The organism is Roseitalea sp. (assembly GCF_984466335.1).
The window spans coordinates 218-17,959 of the sequence record NZ_CFIFWG010000051.1 but is presented as its reverse complement, the minus strand read 5'-3'; the positions used below and the strand labels follow the sequence as shown (position 1 = coordinate 17,959).

Sequence of the window (17,742 nt, the reverse complement as noted above, 5' to 3'; positions counted from 1 at the left end):
AAGCGGCAATCGGCCCTCGGCCCGCCAGGCGGCCTTTTGGGGCGGATTCAGCGGTGATTCGGGCCGGAAACCTGTCTGCCGGGCGCCGCCGGGGCGGGCTTTTCACCCGTTCGCAATTGTGTCATGGCCTGTGAAAGGGGCGGTCGATACACCGCCCGTCGAGCCCGCTGACGAGGATCGCGACGGTGAACAGCCTGGAACATGCGTTGCGCAAGGCGCTCGAAAAGGGCGATGCCGACGATCCGGCCTTCCGCCGGCGGGTCTACGAGGCGGCGGCCACCGCCGTGCAGCGGTCGTTGGCCGCGCGCGGCGAGGCGACCAGGGAACGGCTCGAAGAACAAACGCTCCGGCTGGGCGAAGCCGTCCATGCCGTCGAGGCCGACTACGGGGCCGATGCGGCGCAGCCGCCGGTCCGGCCGCCCACGCTCGGACCGTCGGCGGAGGCATCGCCGCCGCCCGTGTCCGCGGCGCCCGAGCCGCGCGTGCCGCCGGTCGCGCCCGATCCGGTGGCGCCCGTGGCGGCGGCCGGTCATCTTTATGTCGAACCGCGTGCACAGACACGCCGGCGCGAAGCCGAAGCGCACAGTGCCGAAAGCGCGCCCTTCGTGCGCCGCTCGCCGCTCCGCGTCGATCGCGGCCCGTTCGCGACGATGTTCGCCGTGGTCGTCGCCGCCGCGCTCATGTTCGGCGGCCTTTGGTGGGTGATGACCTCGGGCGCGTTCGTCGGCGAGCAGGCGCGCGACACCGCCGTGCGCAACCCGCCGCTCCGGCTTGAGCAGGAGGGCTTTGCCGGCCGCGATCCGGGCACGGCCACCGCGCCGCAAAGGGCGGCCGAGACAAGTGGTGACGATGAGTGGATTGGTCTGTTCGAGCCGTCCGATCCGACCGTGCTCCGGCTCGAAGGCGCCGCGACGGCCTCGATCGAAACCGATCCGTTCGGCGATTATGCACGTCTGGTCACGCCGGGCGGCGACGGCCGCGTCTATATCGACGTGCCGGTCGGCGTGCTCCAGGGCCTTGCGGGCCGCCGCATCCAGGTCGGCCTTCGCGCGCGGTCGGACGATGGCGCGCCCACGCAAATGTCGGTGACGTGCGACTTCGGCCCCTTGGGCGATTGCGGCCGCAGGCGCTTCCATGTCGACCAGGCCGAGACCGAGTTCCTGTTCCACGTCGACCTGCCCGACCGCGCCGCGCCGCGCGAGCCCGGCCTCGTGATCCTGCGGACCGACATCGAGGGAGGCGGCCGCGCCGTCAACCTTTTGTCTGCGCGGGTCCGCGACGCCCCCCAATAGGCCGCGCCCGCTCAATCGTCGAGCATCCCAAGCCCGTCGCCGATGATGCGGGGGTCGGCCGCGCCGATCAGTTCCATTTCGCGCCCGCCAAAGTCGATCCGGTCGAGAATATGCCGCAGCACTTCGAGGCGGCCGCGCCGCTTGTCGTTGAAGCGCACCACGGTCCAGGGCGCGTGCCGCGTGTGGGTGGCGGCGATCATCTGGTTGCGGGCGCGGGTGTAATCGTCCCATTTGTGCATGCCGACAATGTCGATGTCCGACAGCTTCCAGTGCTTGAGCGTGCAGTGGCGGCGGTCGTGGAAGCGCTTGAGCTGGGTCTCGCGGCCGATATTGAGCCAGAACTTGAAGAAATGGATGCCCTCGTCGACGATGATGCGCTCGAAATTGGGCGCATCGCCCAGGAAGGCGGTATGCTGGTCGACCGTGCAGAAGCCCATGACCGGCTCGACGCCGCCGCGATTGTACCAGGACCGGTCAAAGGCGATGATCTCGCCCTGGGTGGGGAAATGGTCGACATAGCGCTGGAAATACCATTGGCCGCGCTCGCGGTCGGACGGTTTGGGCAGCGCGACCACGCGCGCGTTGCGCGGATTGAGATAGTGCCGGAAACGGCTGATCGTGCCGCCCTTTCCGGCCGCGTCCCGCCCCTCGAATATGGCGATGATCCGCTCGCCGGAGCGCTTCATGTGCTCTTGCAGCCTGACGAGCTGTTCCTGAAGGCCCCGCAACCGGTCCTCATACAGATCGCGCTCCATCTTTTCGGAATAGGGATAGCCGCCCGCCGTCAGCGCGCGCGCGTCGACCCAGTCCGGAAGGTCGGGATCGTCTATGTCGAAAAGGTGCCTGTCCCCATCGAGATCGATCTCGATGCGCCGGCCATATCTTCCAGCCTCGCCCGTCATGCCAGCCTCGCCCTTCACGGCCCGTGCCGCGGGCCGGATAATCGGCGCTGTGTCATCGTGATGCAACACATTGCGCGTTAGAGGCTGTCCCCGGCTTAGGAGCGCGTTTGGATTTGCGCGACAATCGTCCAGTTCCAGGAGCACGGCCGATGGAAGGGTGGCCCCTTTGGAGGCTGTGCGACGCTGAAATGGGCGATTTTCGCCAAAGCCTTGGGGCGAAGCGCTTTCCGCCCAATGGCCGCCCGGCGGTGTTCCGCCGGCGCGCAATGGGCCATAAGGGGCATGCTCCCGAAAAGTGTATGCGGTTTTCGGATAAGAACATGCCCATAATCAAAGAGTTGGATCATTGCATGTGAACCGGGGACCACGAGACATGCCCAAGGAGGACCAGCGCCGCGTGCCGCGCCGCCGGCGGAAAGAGTGACGATGCCCGGAACCGGCATGCAAAGATGGAGCCAGTGGTGGGCCGGCATGCGCCGACGCCTTGTCTCGAACCGCTTCCCGCTGGCGGCATCCGTCCTGCTGTTCGCCGCGCTGCTGGCCGGCGGCCGCATCGACGGCCTCCAGTTCCTCGGCCTCGCCGGGCTGATGCTCGCCGTCAGCATGTTCGCGCCGGTGCGCACCGATGCGGAGCGGCGGCGTGCGGGGGCCGGTGAGAACGGGGGACTGCGCCAGGAGCAGGGTCTTTACGGCGCGGCGCTCGACGGCATCCCCGACCCGGTGCTGCTGATCGACCGGCGCGGCATGGTGCGCCATGCCAACCGGCAATATCGCAATGTGCTGGGGGCGATGCAGCCGGGCACGTCGGTTCTGATCCGCTTCCGCTCGCCGGAGGTTCTGGACATGATCCATAAGGCCATGGCAGGCGGCAGGCCCGCGCCGGCCGAACTGGTCGAGCGCACGCCGCGCGAGCACTGGTTTCTGGTCTCGATCGCCGCCTTGCCGCCGACCGGCAACGGAAGCGGCGACTTCCTGCTGCACTTCCGGGATCTGAGCGAACTGCGCCGCGCCGAGCGGATGCGCACCGATTTCATCGCCAATGCCAGCCACGAGCTGCGCACGCCCCTGGCTTCGCTGAGCGGCTTCATCGAAACGCTGGCCGGGCCGGCGCGCGACGATGCCGATGCGCGCGAGCGCTTCCTGGCCATCATGCATGAGCAGGCCGAGCGCATGTCGCGTCTGATCGACGACCTTCTTTCCCTCAGCCGCTTCGAGACGGCGCTCGGCCGCTCGGACTTCATCGACGTCGATCTGGTCGACGCGCTCGTCCATGTCGTTGGCGCGTTTCAGCCCGTCGCCGGGCGCGACGACATCACGGTCACCCTGGAGCGATCCGCGCTCGCCGGCCATTGCGGCCATGTGCGCGGCAGCCGGGACGAGCTGATCCAGCTTTTCGACAATCTGGTCGAGAACGCCATCAAATATGGCGGCGACGGCAAGCGCGTCGAGATCGTCGCCGCGCCCGAGCGGCTCGGAGGCATACCGGCCATATCGGTGGACGTACGCGACCGGGGTCCGGGCATCGCCGAGGAGCATCTGGCGCGGCTGACCGAGCGCTTTTACCGCGTGGATGTGGAGACCAGCCGCGGCAAGCAGGGCACCGGTCTGGGCCTTGCCATCGTCAAGCACATCGTCACGCGCCACGAGGGTCGTTTGACCATCCGATCGCAGCCGGGCGAAGGTACGGCGGTGCGTGTCACAATTCCCGCCCTGGAGGCGGAAAAGAGTCCAGAAAAACGGAATTTCAAAGAAAAATCAATGAATTGACTTGTCACAAAACTGTTTTTCTTCTGTCATAAAAGCTGCATCGCGATACCGCTAAAACGAGGTTCGCCGGCCCATGCCGGCATCCACGGCCGCATCGCGGCAATATGGACACGAGCCCTATCGGGAGTTACCCATGAAATCCTTGAAAGTTGCACTCGTTGCAGCGCTCGGCGCGACCGCGCTGACCACCGCCGCTCACGCGCGCGATCAGGTGCAGATCGCCGGCTCCTCGACCGTTCTGCCCTATGCGACGATCGTGGCCGAGAACTTCGGCGAGACCTTCCCCGACTTTCCCACGCCGATCGTGGAGTCCGGCGGCTCGTCGGCCGGCCTGAAGGAATTCTGCCGCGGCGTCGGCACCGAATTCATCGACATCGCCAACGCCTCGCGCCAGATCCGCGCCAGCGAGATCGAAGCGTGCGCGAGCAACGGCGTGACCGAGATCCAGGAGATCCGGATCGGCTATGACGGCATCGTCTTCGCCACCGACATCAACGGTCCGGACTTCACGCTCGAACCGATCCACGTCTACCAGGCGCTCGCCGCCCGGATCGTCGTCGACGGCGAACTGGTCGACAATCCGAACCGGACCTGGGCCGATGTGAGCGCCGATTTCCCCGATTGGGACATCGAGGCGTTCATTCCGGGCGAAAAGCACGGCACGCGCGAAGTGTTCGAGGAAAAGGTTCTCCTGGTCGGCTGCGAAGCGGCGGGCGGCCTTCAGGCCCGCATGGATGCCGGCATGGACGAGGACACGGCCGAGGAGAACTGCTACGCGGTCCGCAAGGACGGCGGCACGGTCGACATCGACGGCGACTACACCGAGACCCTCGCGCGCATCGACGCCAACAGGGAAGGCATGGGCGTGTTCGGCCTGGCCTTCTACGAGAACAACACCGACCGGCTGAAGGTCGCCACGATGAGCGGCGTGACGCCCTCGACCGAGACCATCGCCTCGGGCGAGTACCCGGTCTCGCGTCCGCTGTTCTTCTACGTCAAGAAGGCGCATCTGGGCGTCGTTCCGGGCCTGCGGGAATATGTCGAGTTCTTCATCTCCGACGCCATGACGGGCCCCGACAGCCCGCTGGCCGAATATGGCCTGGTCGCCGCTCCGGACGAAGAGCGCGACGCCGTCCGCGCGGCCTTCTCCGCCGGCGAAACTCTCTAGGCCGTCCGCGGCTTCACGAACTTGCGGCGCGGCCCCGAACAAAGGATCGCGCCGCACAGCCTTTCCTCGCCGCTTTCCCGCGCGCGGCCAGGAGGCAAGAGGTCTTAGGAACGAACACGATGAGTGCGTGCCGGGAATGCGTGAGGAAAGCTCGCCGCGTGCCTAGCGCGCACCGCCCGAAAACCGTGATAGGCGCCCGATGAATGTCGTAACGCTCATAACGATCGTGCTCGTGCTGGGCGCGGTGGGCTATCTGGCCGGGGCCGCGCGGTCGCGCGCCATCGTCGGCGGCGAGACCTCGCAACTGCATTCACGGCCCGGCTATTACGGTTCCTACATCGTGGTCTGGACGATGATTCCGGCGCTCCTGCTTCTGGCCGCCTGGGCATTCACCACGCCGATGATCATCGAGAACCAGGTGCGCGGCTCGATACCGGCCAGTGAGCGCCTCGACATGTCGCCGACCCGGCAGGGCCTGGCCGTCAACATGGTCGAGGCCATCGCGGACGGTCTTCGGCTCCTTAGCGAACAGGAACTGACGCAGGCGACCGCCGGGTTCGTTCCCGTTCGCCCCCTGCTGGCCGAAAAGGGCGTGGCGCTCGCCGGGGAAGTCGAGGACTGGATGATCGACTCGGCCGTCCTCCTCAACCGGCTGACCGACACCAGCATGTTATGGCGCGCGATCGCGGTCATCGGCCTGTCGCTGGCCGGCCTTGCGATGGCGTTCGTTCAGATCAAGGCACGGCTGCGCGCGCGCAACCGCGTCGAGGGGGTGATCCACGCCGCCCTGGTGCTGGCATCGACCGTGGCGATCCTGACGACGGTCGGCATCGTGCTCTCGATGGTTTCGGAAACGGGCCGCTTCTTCACATCCGTGCCGCCGCAGGACTTCTTCTTCGGGACCGTCTGGGATCCGCGCTTCGCCAATGCCGAGGACCCTGAGGCGGCGGGCCAGTTCGGGCTGATCCCGCTGCTCGCCGGCACGCTCTACATCGCCTTCGTGGCGATGCTGGTGGCCGTGCCGATCGGTCTGTTCGCCGCCGTCTACATGTCCGAATATGCGGGGCCCCGCTTCCGCGCGATCGCAAAGCCGCTGCTCGAAGTGCTCGCCGGCATCCCCACGATCGTCTACGGTTTCTTCGCGCTGATCGCGGTGGGGCCCTTCCTGCGCGACCTGTCCGCGCAGATCGCCGGGATCGCGACCGGCAATGTCGACGACTTCATATCGGCCCAGTCGGTGCTGACGGCGGGCCTGGTGATGGGGATCATGCTGATCCCGTTCGTCTCGTCCCTGTCCGACGACATCATCAGCGCGGTGCCGCGCGCCATGCGCGACGGATCGCTCGGACTGGGCGCGACGCGCTCCGAAACGATGAAGCGCGTGATCCTGCCCGCAGCGCTTCCCGGCGTCGTCGGCGCGCTCCTGATGACCGCCTCGCGGGCGATCGGCGAAACCATGATCGTGGTGATGGCCGCCGGCATCGCCGCCAACCTGACCGTCAACCCGTTCGAGCCGATGACGACGGTGACGGTCAAGATCGTCAGCCAGCTGACCGGCGACCTGGAGTTCACCTCGCCGCAGACGCTGGTCGCCTTCGCCCTGGGCATCACGCTGTTCTTCATCACGCTGGCGCTCAACGTCTATGCGCTTTACATCGTCCGCAAGTACCGGGAGCAGTATGAATGACCGATGCAACGCTGACGTCCGGCACGGGCGCCGTGCAGGGCCGAAAGGACATCGGTCTGAAGGCGCGCTATGCGGCCGAGCGCCGGTTCCGCGCCTACGGGCTGCTGGCGATCGCGCTCGGACTGTTCTTCCTGTTCACGCTTCTGGCCTCGATCGTCCTGGACGGCTACACCGCCTTCCGGCAAACGAACATCGACCTTGAGATCAATTTCGATCCGGCCGTCGTCAACGAGCAGGACGTGCTTCAGAACAATCGCGTCCCGCTGATCACGCAGTCGCGCCAGCTGCTCAGCAACGCGATCGTGGCCGCAACGGGCGCCGACGGCGAGGACAGGGCCGACCGGCGCGTGGCGCAGTCGCTCCTGTCGCAAGGGGCGCCGCTGCAACTGATCGAGCGGCTGCAGGCCGACCCGGAGCTGCTCGGCCAGCGCATGACGGTCCGGTTCCTCGCCCATGGCGACATCGACGCGGCGGTCAAGGGCCAGTACAACCTGTCCCTGCCCGAGGAGCGCCGGCCCGTTTCCGACCGCCAGCTCGAATTCGTGGAGACGTTGCAGGAAGACGGCCTCATGACGCTGCGCTTCAACACGGGCCTGTTCGTGTTCGGCGCATCGAGCCGGCCCGAGACGGCGGGCATGGGCGTTGCGATCGTCGGCTCGTTCTACATGATGCTGATCGTGCTCCTGCTCGCCCTGCCGATCGGCGTGGCCGCGTCGATCTATCTTGAGGAGTTCGCCCCCAAGAACCGCCTGACGGACATCATCGAGGTGAACATCAACAACCTCGCCGCGGTGCCGTCGATCGTCTACGGCCTGCTTGGCCTGGCCGTGTTCATCAACTTCGTCGGCCTGCCGCGTTCGGCGGCGATCGTCGGCGGCCTGGTGCTGACCCTGATGACGCTGCCGACGATCATCATCGCCACGCGCGCCGCACTCAAGGCGGTGCCGCCGTCGATCCGCGACGCGGCGCTCGGCATCGGCGCCTCGAAGATGCAGACCGTCTTCCACCATGTCCTGCCGCTTGCCGCGCCGGGCATCCTGACCGGCACGATCATCGGCCTTGCCACGGCGCTCGGCGAAACCGCGCCACTGCTGCTGATCGGCATGGTCGCCTTCGTCGCCGACTATCCGAGCACGCCCTTCGACCCGGCGACGGCCCTGCCCGTCCAGATCTACATGTGGTCCGGCCAGGCCGAGCGCGCCTTCGTCGAGCGCACCTCCGGCGCGATCCTCATCCTGCTTGCGTTCCTGGCGGTCATGAACATCACGGCGATCATCCTGCGCCGCCGTTTCGAGCGCCGGTGGTAACGAACATGAGGACGACCGATATGAAAGTCGATATCGAACAGGGTTTTGCGGACCAGGCGGCCCTGACCGGCCCCAACGAGTTCCCGGTCAAGATGAACGGCAGGGGCGTCGACGTCTTCTACGGCGAAAAGCAGGCCATCATCGATGTCAGCCTCGAAATCCGCGAGCGCCAGGTGACCGCGCTGATCGGGCCCTCCGGTTGCGGCAAGTCGACCTATCTGCGCTGCCTGAACCGAATGAACGACACGATCGAGGGTTGCCGGGTGACCGGCCGGATCACGCTCGACAATGACGACATCTACGATCCGGGCGTCGATGTGGTCGAGCTGCGCGCGCGCGTGGGCATGGTCTTCCAGAAGCCGAACCCGTTCCCCAAGTCGATCTACGAGAACGTCGCCTACGGTCCGCGCATTCACGGGCTGGCCAAGAACAAGGCCGAGCTCGACACCGTGGTCGAACAGAGCCTGCGCGGCGCGGGCCTTTGGGAAGAGGTCAAGGACAGGCTCCAGGAGCCGGGCACCGGCCTGTCGGGCGGCCAGCAGCAGCGCCTGTGCATCGCCCGCGCGATCGCCGTGTCGCCCGAGGTGATCCTGATGGACGAGCCCTGCTCGGCGCTCGATCCGATCGCGACGGCCATCGTCGAGGAACTGATCGACGAGCTGCGCCAGAACTACACGATCGCGATCGTCACCCATTCCATGCAGCAGGCCGCCCGCGTCTCGCAGCGCACGGCCATGTTCCATCTGGGCGAACTGGTCGAGGTCGACGACACCGAGACCATGTTCACCAACCCGTCCGAAAAGCGCACGCAGGACTACATCACCGGGCGTTTTGGATGACATGGACGAACGATCGGCGGGCAACCAGGCGCGTGGAGCAGGATCGATGTCGCAGCATACCGTGACCGCGTTCGAGGAAGACATGAGCTTCCTGGCGCACAAGATCGCCGAGATGGGCGGCCATGCCGAGCGTATGCTCGAACAGTCGGTGCGCGCGCTGGTCGAAAACGACCTGCATCTGGCCCGGCGCGTGGTCACCGACGACCTCGTGCTCGACGAGGGCCTGCGCATGATCGACGACAAGTCGGTCCTGGTGATCGCCCAGCGCCAGCCGGTCGCCAGCGATCTGCGCGAGGTGTTCGCCGCCATCCGCATCTCCACCGACCTCGAACGCATCGGCGATCTGGCCAAGAACATCGCCAAGCGGGTCGATGCGATCAATGAGGGCGCCCATGGCGTGCGGCTCGCGCGGGGCATCGACCATCTGTGCGAGCTGGCGCTGGCGCAGCTCAAGGAGGTGCTCGACGCCTACGGCACGCGCTCGACGGACAAGCTGGCGATGATCCGCGACCGCGACGACGAAATCGATGCGATGTACACATCGCTGTTCCGCGAACTCCTGACCTACATGATGGAGGATCCGCGCAACATCACAACCTGTACGCACCTTCTGTTCTGCGCCAAGAACATCGAGCGCATCGGCGACCACGCCACGAATATCGCCGAGGCGGTCTACTACATGGTCGAGGGCGAGAAGATGCCGCCCTACCGGCCCAAGGAAGACAAGAGCCACCGCGTCAGCGTCGAGGCGAACGAGGATCGGTGACCGGGGCTGCCGGGCCGGACGGACGGAAGGCGAAAGCCATGGGTGCGACACCAAGGATCATGGTGGCCGAGGACGAGGAAGCGCTGAGCGTCCTCCTGCGCTACAATCTGGAATCCGAAGGATACAAGGTCGAAACGGTCCTGCGCGGCGACGATGCCGAGATCGCCCTTCAGGAAACGCCGCCGGATCTGTTGATCCTCGACTGGATGCTGCCCGGGCTGAGCGGGATCGAACTGTGCCGCCGGTTGCGCGCGCGCACCGAGACGCAGCGCCTGCCGATCATCATGCTGACCGCCCGCGGCGAGGAGAGCGAGCGCATTCGCGGCCTTTCGACGGGGGCCGACGACTATGTCGTCAAGCCCTTCTCGACGCCTGAACTGCTGGCCCGCGTCAAGGCGATGCTGCGGCGCGCGCGCCCCGAGATCGTCGCCTCCCTGCTCAAGGTCGGGGATATCGAACTGGACCGCGAAACCCATCGCGTCTATCGCAACGGGCGCGAGATCAAGCTCGGCCCGACAGAATTCCGGCTGCTCGAATTCTTTCTTCAGGCGCCGGGCCGCGTCTTCTCGCGCGGACAGTTGCTCGACGGCGTTTGGGGCGAAAACATCTATGTCGACGACCGGACCGTGGACGTCCATATCGGTCGCCTGCGCAAGTCGATCAATTATGGCCGGCTGCGCGACCCCATACGCACGGTTCGAGGCGCCGGCTACGCGCTGGAGGGAGCTTGAGCCGGGAACGCCTGTGGGGGCTCAGCGAAAGCGTGTTCGGTTTCGCGCTTCGAAAACGCGACAAGTCAAAGAGATAGAAGTTCTGTCCCCATGAACAAAAGGCCGCGACGAGGATGCCGCGGCCAGGCTGTTACGCACTGTTCTTGGGGAGGAAACCTCGGCAGCGTCAGCGCTGCCTCTTGCGGTCGTTCTGCTGGAAGGCAAGCTTGCCGTGATATCTGCAATAGGGCGACTTCTCCTCGGTCGAATGGCCGCAGAAATGGAACTCGTCCGTCAGCGGATCGCCATAGGGCCATTTGCAGGTCCGCTCGTTCAACTCCGTCAGCGGCAAGCGCTTGGCGATCGGCACGACGACATCTTCGACCGGACGCAAATCCGGCACGACGAGCGCCTGCGCGTCCGGGCTCTGCTTGAGGGCGGTCGCCGCCATGCCGCCCGAGGCGACCGGGGCGGGGCGCGCCGTCGCCGCCCCATAGGCGCTGACGCGCGAAGCGCCGCCATGGGCGATGCCGCCGCGGCGCGCGGGCGCGCTCCGCTTGACCTTGGGCGCGCCGCCTTTGGTGCTCTTGGCCCGTCCCGAAAGCTTCAGCCGATGCACCTTGCCGATCACCGCGTTGCGGCTCACGCCGCCCAGCTTGGCGGCAATCTGGCTCGCGCTCAGACCGTCCGCCCAAAATTTCTTAAGCAAGTCAACGCGTTCGTCAGTCCAGCTCACGATGGTCTCCGTTTCCATGCGCAGAATCCGAACCTTTTGCTCGGTCTCAATGGTAAGGACCGGCTCATTTACGCGCGACCAGGGAACGATGTTCTGCGGGGGCGTCTAGCTCCGCTGGATGGAAGCTACAATACCGGCCGAGGGCTCTTCAAGAGTCGCGCCGTGGCGCTGAATCGATTTTTGTCTTTATCCCCAATTTGGCCCCAAGCACGACAATCCTTCCCGTGGAAGCGGCTCGCGACGGCTGATTACCGCGCAATTGACGAATGGCGCCGCCGCCACTATGGAGAAAGGGCCGCTCACCCTGGGCGGCGTTTTCGTTTGGCGCAACGCCGATGCGCCGGCGCGGGACTAAAGGGAACGGGCCATGACGATGCGGACGCCCCTGTTCGACACCTACAAGCGCGCCGCCCTTGCCGTCGACCGCGGCGAAGGCGCCTGGCTCTACGACACCGCCGGCCAGGCCTATCTCGATTTCGGCAGCGGCATCGCCGTCAACGCGCTCGGCCACGCCCATCCGCATCTGGTCGCGGCGCTGACCGCGCAGGCCGGCAAGCTGTGGCACACATCGAACCTCTATGAGATTCCGGGCCAGACGCGTCTGGCCGAAAGGCTGTGCGCGGCAACCTTCGCCGACCGGGTCTTCTTCACCAATTCGGGGGCCGAGGCGATCGAGTGCGCGATCAAGACCGCGCGCCGCCACTTCCATGCCGGCGGGCAGCCCGAGCGCGTCGGCATCGTCACCTTCGAGGGCGCCTTCCATGGCCGGACGATCGCCACGATCGCCGCCGGCGGGCAGGCCAAATATCTGGAAGGGTTCGGCCCCAAGGCGCCCGGTTTCGACCAGGTACCGCTCGGCGACATGGATGCTCTCAAGGCGGCCGTCACCGACGAGACGGCCGCCATCCTGATCGAGCCCGTCCAGGGCGAGGGCGGCCTCAGGCCGGTGCCAGGGCAGACCCTGCGCGATCTGCGCGCGCTGTGCGACGACAGGGGCCTGTTGCTGATCCTTGACGAGATCCAGTGCGGCATGGGGCGGACGGGCAAGCTGTTCGCCCATGAGCACGCCGGCATCGCGCCCGACATCCTGGCCTCGGCCAAGGCGCTCGGCGGCGGTTTTCCGGTCGGCGCCTGCCTTGCAACCGAGGAGGCCGCAAGCGGCATGGTGCCCGGCGTGCACGGCACCACCTATGGCGGCAACCCGCTCGCCATGGCGGCCGGCAACGCCGTGCTCGACATCCTGCTCGCCGACGGCTTTCTGGACGATGTCGGGCGCAAGGCGCTGCGCCTGAAGCAAGGGCTGCACGCGCTGGCCGACCGGTTCCCGGACGTGTTCGCCGAAGTGCGCGGCAAGGGGCTGATGAGCGGCCTGAAATGCGCCGTGCCCAACACCGATGTGGTCGCCGCGCTGTTCGCCGGTCACATGCTTGTCGTCCCGGCGGGCGACAATGTCGTGCGCATCCTGCCGCCGCTGATCGTTTCCGACGAGGAGATCGGCGAAGGCCTGTCGCGCCTTGAGGCCGCCGCGCGCGGCCTGTCCGCCAGTCGCGCGGCCTGACCCTTGTCCATTGTGTTCGTGTTCCCGATGTTCGCATTCCAATGAGTATTCGTCATTTTCTCGATCTGTCCGATATCGCCGGCAACCAGTTGCAGGCGATCATCGACAATGCCCGCGCAGGCAAGGTTGCCCACAGGGCCGGCGGCGCCGCGCGCCCGCTGGAAGGCAAGGCGCTGGCGATGATCTTCGAAAAACCGTCCACCCGCACGCGCGTGTCCTTCGATGTCGGCATGCGCCAGCTCGGCGGCGAGACCATCATGCTGACCGGCGGCGAGATGCAGCTCGGCCGCGACGAGACGATCGCCGATACCGCGCGCGTCCTGTCGCGCTATGTCGACATCATCATGATCCGCACCCACGCCCATGACCGTCTCAGGGAACTTGCCGACGCCGCCACCGTGCCTGTGGTCAACGGACTGACGGACGCCACCCACCCCTGCCAGATCATGGCCGACGTGATGACCTTCCAGGAACATCGCGGCACCATCGCCGGCCGCAAGTTCGCCTGGTCGGGCGACGGCAACAATGTGCTGCACTCGATGATCGAGGCCAGCGCCCGGTTCGGCTTCGAACTGGCGGTCGCCACGCCCAGTGGCAATCGGCCCGAGCATGCCTATATCGACTGGGCGCGCGGCCAGGGCGGCAAGGTGTCCCTCACCCACGAGCCGGAAGCGGCCGTGCGCGACGCCGATGCCGTCGTCACCGACACCTGGGTTTCCATGGGCCAGGAAGAGCGTGCCCGCGGCCACAATGTGTTCATGCCCTATCAGGTCAACCAGGCGCTCATGGCCCATGCCAAGCCGGACGCGCTGTTCATGCACTGCCTTCCGGCCCATCGCGGCGAGGAGGTGACCGACGCGGTCATTGACGGACCGCAATCGGTGGTTCTCGACGAAGCCGAGAACCGCATGCACGTGCAGAAGGCGATCATCGCATGGTGTCTGGAGGCAACGCTCTGAACGGGCGGACCGAACGAAAGACACGATGATGACCGACACTCCTTCAACGCCGTCGGGAGGGTTCCGGTCGGCAGACCCGGCGCCCGTGGGGCTCGATGCCGTGGTTCCGTTCCAAGTCGATGCGCTGGACGCGCGCGGCCGCGCCGTTCTGATGGGTGACGCGCTCGATACGATCCTGTCGCGCCACGCCTATCCCGAGCCGGTCGCCCGCCTTCTGGGCGAAATGACCGTCCTGACCGCGCTGCTGGGCTCATCGCTCAAGTTCGACGGCAAGTTCATCGTCCAGGCGCAGGCCGAAGGCCCCGTCTCGCTGCTCGTCGTCGACTTCGCAACGCCGGGCACGATGCGCGGCTATGCCAAGTTCGATGCCGAAAGGGTCGCCGCCGCCGATGCGGCGGGGCGCGCCTTGCCCGAACACCTGCTCGGCAAGGGCACGCTGGCGCTCACGGTCGATCAGGGCGCCCGGATGCAGCGCTATCAGGGCATCGTACCGCTCGACGGCGCCTCGCTCGAACAGATCGCGCGCAACTATTTCCGCCAGTCCGAGCAGATCCCGACCGAGGTGCGCCTGGCCGTCGGCCGTCTGTCGAGGCGCGGCGAGAACGGCGCGGTCGAACGGGCCTGGCGGGCCGGCGGAATCCTCGCCCAGTTCCTGCCCGCAGCGCCCGAGCGCGTGCCGAGGGCCGACCTGCATCCGGGCGATGCGCCCGAGGGCGCGCAGATCCCAAGGTTCGAGGACGATGATGCCTGGGCGGAGGTCAAGGCACTGCTGGGCACGGTCGACGACGATGAGCTGATCGACGAAGGCGTCGGCGTGCACACGCTTTTGTTCCGCCTGTTCCACGAACGCGGCGTGCGCGTGCACGAGGCCCGGCCCCTCGCCGAACGGTGCACCTGTTCGCGGCGCAAGGTTGCCGACGTTCTGGGCAGGCTTTCGGACGTCGACAAGGCGGAAGCCGAGAGCGACGGCAGGATCGTCATCACCTGCGAATTCTGCTCGACGGCCTATGCGTTCGAGGCTGACGGGGCCGGCGACTGATCCTTTCCGGCGCGGCCGGCGTAAAGAACGGACCTGGCCGGAAGCGGGCGATCGGGCCGGCCAACATGACGAAGTTTTAACTTGTGGCCGCCGTCCCGGGCCATATGGTCGTGCGGCAGGAACACGCCGATGCTGAAATCCGTGGAAGAACCGGAAACCGTCGAAGACCGGCCGGCGAGGGCGCGGCCGGAACCCGGCGGCGTGGCCGCTGCTATGCGCACGGTCGTCCAGGCGGCCCTGATGGTGGCGATCCTGGCCGGTTCCTACCTCGTCATGGAACGCATGATCGCCGCCGCGCCCGAGCGCACCGCCAGGCCGCAGCCGGAGATTTCGGTGCCTGTCCAGGCCATGTTCGCGTCCACCGGGGACCAGCGCCCGATGGTCAGCCTGTTCGGGGAGGTGACCGCCGGCAGGACCGTCGACATCCGCCCCCCCGCTTCCGGTGAAGTGGTGCAGGTCAATCCGGCCCTGTCCGCCGGAGACCGTGTCGAGGCCGGCGCCCTTCTGTTCGCGATAGACCCTTTCAACGCTGAAATCGCGCTCGCCGAGGCGCGTGCCGGCCTCGCCCAGACCGATGCAACGATCGCCGAGATCGCCGCGCGGCTGACCTCCGAGCGCGCGCAGCTCGACATCGCCCGCGACCAGCTCGCCCTGGCGCGCAACGACCTTGCGCGCGCCGAACGGCTCCGGTCCAACGGCGCGCTCACCGCAAGGCAGGTCGAGGACCGCACGCTGGTCGTCTCCCAGCGCGAACAGTCGGTCTCGCAGCGGGTCAACAACATCGCCATCGAGCAGGCCCGGCTCGACCAGCAGCGCGCCGTGCGAACCCGGCAGCGGCTCGGCGTGCGCCGCGCCGGGCGCAATCTGGACGATACGACCGTGCGCGCGCCCTTTGCCGGCGTCATCCGCTCCTCGACCGTCGAGACCGGCCGGATCGTGGCGGCAGGCGATGTCGCCGTCGCCATGTACGACGATACCGCGCTCGATGTGCGGTTCACCCTGACCGACGCGCAGTACGGCAGGATCGCGACCGACACCGATCCGCTGATCGGCCGCGGCGTGTCGCTGGTCTGGACCGTCGGCCATGTCGATTACGCCTACACCGCGACCGTCGACCGGATCGGCGCGGACATCGCCGCCGACCGGGGCGGCATCGACGTCTATGCCCGGATCGCCATGTCCGACGCGCCCGTGCAGTTGCGGCCAGGCGCCTTTGTCGCCGTGTCCGTGCCCGACCGGCTCTACGCGGACGCCGTGCGCCTGCCTGAAACCGCGCTTCACGGCACCGACACCATGTATGTGGTCGAAAAGGGCCGCCTGGCGCGGCGCACGGTCGAAATCGTCGCCTTCGAGGGCAGCGACGTGATCGTCGGCGCGGGCCTTGTGGATGGCGATCAGGTGCTGACGACCCGCCTGTCCAACGTCGAGGACGGGCTGCGGGTCACCGTCGCCGGGGCCGGCGCCGGACAGGCCGCGCCGGCGGACCCTGGATCGCCGGTCACCGGGGGGCGATCGCCGCCGGAAACGATCGCGGCGGCGAAGCGGATCAGCGGCCTGACGGACGATCAATGGAACGCGCTCACGGGCCGGGAACGCCGGTCCTATCTGCGCCAGGCGCGCGAGACGGCCGGCGGCCGGGCGCGGGGCGGCTGATCCATGCTCGTCGGCAGCGGCGCCAAGCATCCGATCATCGGCGCATTCCTGCGCCATCCCAACGCGGCCAATCTGCTTATGGTGCTGATGATCCTGTTCGGCGTGTTCGCGCTGGCGCGGATCGACACGCAGTTCTTTCCGACCATCGAAACGTCGACCGTTTCGGTCTCCATCGCCTGGTCGGGCGCCAGCGCCGAGGATGTCGAGCGCAACATATTGGCGGTCGCCGAGCCCGGACTGCGCTTCATCGACGGCGTCAAGCAGGTCAACTCGTACGCCCGGGAAGGGGCGGCCTCGATCCGCCTCGATTTCGAGGAGGGCACGAACATGCAGCGGGCCGTCGCCGATGTCGAGGCGGCCGCCAAGGCGATCGGAAACCTGCCCGAGGGCGCCGAGGAGCCCAGCGTGACGACCAGTCAATGGTTCGACCGCGTCGCCTCGGTTTCCATCGGCGGCGACGTGCCCGAGGCGGTGGTGCGCGACTGGGCCTACCGCATCCGCGACGACCTGATCGAGCGCGGCATCGACAAGGTCAGCTTCACCGGCATGCGGGACCCCGAACTGCGGGTGAGCGTGCCCGAGCGAGAACTGCGCCGGCTGGACCTGACGATCGCCGACATCGCGCGCGCCATCGACAACAATTCGCGCGATCTGCCGTCCGGCAGCCTGGACGGGCCGGTCGAGCGGCAATTGCGCGCCGTCGCCGAGGCCGAAAGCGCCCGCGCGCTCGGGGCGATCGAAGTCCGCGCCCTGCCGACGGGCGAAAAGGTCCGCCTCGGAGACATCGCCGCCATCGAGGACGATTTCGAGGACGGCGCCGTCCGGGGTTTCTCCAACCGGCTTCCCGCCATCGAGATCGACGTGCAGGCGACGGCGAGCGCCGACACGCTGACGACCAACGCGATCCTTCAGGACTATGTGTCGGAGATCAGGCCGCAACTGCCGCCCGGCCTCGAAATGCAGCTCTACGAGGTGCGCGCCGAGGCGCTGAACGAACGCATCATGCTGCTGGTCAAGAACGGGCTGACCGGTCTCGCGCTCGTTCTGATCGTCCTGTTCGCGTTCCTGCATGTGCGGATCGCCGTCTGGGTCGCCGCCGGCATTCCGGTCGCGCTGCTCGCCACGATCGGGCTGATGTTCGTCTTCGGCCAGACGATCAACATGATGAGCCTTTTCGCGCTGATCATGATGCTCGGCGTCATCGTCGACGACGCGATCGTCGTCGGCGAGCACACCGACACGCGCCTGGCCATGGGCGACGATCCGGTCACGGCCGCCGAGAACGGCGTCGGCGCCATGTTCACGCCGGTGAGCGCTGCGCTTGCGACGACGGTCGCCACGTTCGCCCCGCTGCTGCTC

Annotated in this window: 14 protein-coding genes and 1 pseudogene; 13 read left to right on the top strand and 2 right to left on the bottom strand. The window is 67.1% G+C overall.

What is annotated here, in order from left to right; all coding sequences use genetic code 11:
* Positions 1-185 precede the first annotated feature (185 nt).
* Positions 186-1,292 carry a hypothetical protein gene (locus AC5E6L_RS06765; protein ID WP_491772142.1) on the top strand — a complete coding sequence of 369 codons (1,107 nt, stop codon included), beginning with the start codon at positions 186-188 and terminating at the stop codon, positions 1,290-1,292.
* An 11-nt stretch (positions 1,293-1,303) separates the two neighbouring features.
* Here AC5E6L_RS06765 and ppk2 read toward each other — a convergent pair whose 3' ends face one another.
* Positions 1,304-2,194 (bottom strand): polyphosphate kinase 2, encoded by an 891-nt coding sequence (ppk2, locus tag AC5E6L_RS06760; protein ID WP_491772144.1) that lies wholly within the window; start codon positions 2,192-2,194, stop codon positions 1,304-1,306.
* Positions 2,195-2,665: 471 nt separating this feature from the next.
* Between ppk2 and AC5E6L_RS06755 the strand changes: the two genes are divergently transcribed.
* The 7 genes and pseudogenes from AC5E6L_RS06755 (at position 2,666) to phoB (ending at position 10,459) form a co-directional block, all read left to right on the top strand.
* Positions 2,666-3,961, top strand: a complete 1,296-nt coding sequence (locus AC5E6L_RS06755) for an ATP-binding protein (RefSeq protein WP_491772140.1) — start codon at positions 2,666-2,668, stop codon at positions 3,959-3,961.
* Between the two features lie 133 nt (positions 3,962-4,094).
* Entirely contained in the window at positions 4,095-5,129 is a 1,035-nt protein-coding gene (locus tag AC5E6L_RS06750; protein ID WP_491228282.1) for a PstS family phosphate ABC transporter substrate-binding protein, read from the top strand.
* A 199-nt stretch (positions 5,130-5,328) separates the two neighbouring features.
* Positions 5,329-6,816: a phosphate ABC transporter permease subunit PstC gene (pstC, locus tag AC5E6L_RS06745; RefSeq protein ID WP_491772137.1), complete on the top strand. Its 1,488-nt coding sequence runs from the start codon at positions 5,329-5,331 to the stop codon at positions 6,814-6,816.
* Positions 6,813-8,123 carry a phosphate ABC transporter permease PstA gene (pstA, locus tag AC5E6L_RS06740; protein WP_491228280.1) on the top strand — a complete coding sequence of 437 codons (1,311 nt, stop codon included), beginning with the start codon at positions 6,813-6,815 and terminating at the stop codon, positions 8,121-8,123. Before pstC ends, pstA begins: the two co-directional genes overlap by 4 nt.
* Before the next feature lie 89 nt (positions 8,124-8,212).
* Positions 8,213-8,962 (top strand): annotated as a pseudogene (gene pstB / locus AC5E6L_RS06735) (phosphate ABC transporter ATP-binding protein PstB); the annotation flags it as partial.
* A gap of 46 nt (positions 8,963-9,008) precedes the next feature.
* Positions 9,009-9,728, top strand: a complete 720-nt coding sequence (phoU, locus tag AC5E6L_RS06730; RefSeq protein ID WP_491228279.1) for a phosphate signaling complex protein PhoU — start codon at positions 9,009-9,011, stop codon at positions 9,726-9,728.
* 38 nt (positions 9,729-9,766) lie between these two features.
* Complete coding sequence (phoB, locus tag AC5E6L_RS06725) at positions 9,767-10,459, top strand: phosphate regulon transcriptional regulator PhoB (protein WP_491772135.1); 693 nt, start codon at positions 9,767-9,769, stop codon at positions 10,457-10,459.
* 166 nt (positions 10,460-10,625) lie between these two features.
* On the opposite strand, the gene AC5E6L_RS06720 is transcribed toward phoB, so the two are convergent.
* Positions 10,626-11,174, bottom strand: coding sequence for a GcrA family cell cycle regulator (locus tag AC5E6L_RS06720; RefSeq protein WP_491772133.1), 549 nt, complete (start codon positions 11,172-11,174; stop codon positions 10,626-10,628).
* Positions 11,175-11,541: 367 nt separating this feature from the next.
* On the opposite strand from AC5E6L_RS06720, the gene AC5E6L_RS06715 reads away from it, so the two are divergent.
* From AC5E6L_RS06715 to AC5E6L_RS06695, 5 genes are all read left to right on the top strand, one after another.
* Complete coding sequence (locus tag AC5E6L_RS06715; RefSeq protein ID WP_491230552.1) at positions 11,542-12,732, top strand: aspartate aminotransferase family protein; 1,191 nt, start codon at positions 11,542-11,544, stop codon at positions 12,730-12,732.
* A gap of 41 nt (positions 12,733-12,773) precedes the next feature.
* A complete protein-coding gene (gene argF, locus AC5E6L_RS06710) occupies positions 12,774-13,691 on the top strand; it encodes an ornithine carbamoyltransferase (protein ID WP_491230551.1) in 918 nt (305 codons plus the stop codon).
* A 28-nt stretch (positions 13,692-13,719) separates the two neighbouring features.
* Positions 13,720-14,730, top strand: a complete 1,011-nt coding sequence (locus AC5E6L_RS06705) for an Hsp33 family molecular chaperone (RefSeq protein ID WP_491230550.1) — start codon at positions 13,720-13,722, stop codon at positions 14,728-14,730.
* 129 nt (positions 14,731-14,859) lie between these two features.
* Positions 14,860-16,383 carry an efflux RND transporter periplasmic adaptor subunit gene (locus tag AC5E6L_RS06700; protein WP_491772130.1) on the top strand — a complete coding sequence of 508 codons (1,524 nt, stop codon included), beginning with the start codon at positions 14,860-14,862 and terminating at the stop codon, positions 16,381-16,383.
* A 3-nt stretch (positions 16,384-16,386) separates the two neighbouring features.
* A partial coding sequence (locus tag AC5E6L_RS06695; RefSeq protein ID WP_491772128.1) for an efflux RND transporter permease subunit occupies positions 16,387-17,742 on the top strand: 1,356 nt, incomplete at its 3' end.

Excerpts from the sequence above, each read along its gene's own strand:
- pstC (WP_491772137.1), top strand. The coding sequence starts at position 5,329 with ATGAATGTCGTAACGCTCATAACGATCGTGCTCGTGCTGGGCGCGGTG.
- pstA (WP_491228280.1), top strand. The coding sequence starts at position 6,813 with ATGACCGATGCAACGCTGACGTCCGGCACGGGCGCCGTGCAGGGCCGA.
- argF (WP_491230551.1), top strand. The coding sequence starts at position 12,774 with ATGAGTATTCGTCATTTTCTCGATCTGTCCGATATCGCCGGCAACCAG.
- AC5E6L_RS06755 (WP_491772140.1), top strand. The coding sequence starts at position 2,666 with ATGCGCCGACGCCTTGTCTCGAACCGCTTCCCGCTGGCGGCATCCGTC.
- phoU (WP_491228279.1), top strand. The coding sequence starts at position 9,009 with ATGTCGCAGCATACCGTGACCGCGTTCGAGGAAGACATGAGCTTCCTG.
- ppk2 (WP_491772144.1), bottom strand. The coding sequence starts at position 2,194 with ATGACGGGCGAGGCTGGAAGATATGGCCGGCGCATCGAGATCGATCTC.
- AC5E6L_RS06715 (WP_491230552.1), top strand. The coding sequence starts at position 11,542 with ATGACGATGCGGACGCCCCTGTTCGACACCTACAAGCGCGCCGCCCTT.
- AC5E6L_RS06705 (WP_491230550.1), top strand. The coding sequence starts at position 13,720 with ATGACCGACACTCCTTCAACGCCGTCGGGAGGGTTCCGGTCGGCAGAC.
- AC5E6L_RS06750 (WP_491228282.1), top strand. The coding sequence starts at position 4,095 with ATGAAATCCTTGAAAGTTGCACTCGTTGCAGCGCTCGGCGCGACCGCG.
- phoB (WP_491772135.1), top strand. The coding sequence starts at position 9,767 with ATGGGTGCGACACCAAGGATCATGGTGGCCGAGGACGAGGAAGCGCTG.
- AC5E6L_RS06700 (WP_491772130.1), top strand. The coding sequence starts at position 14,860 with ATGCTGAAATCCGTGGAAGAACCGGAAACCGTCGAAGACCGGCCGGCG.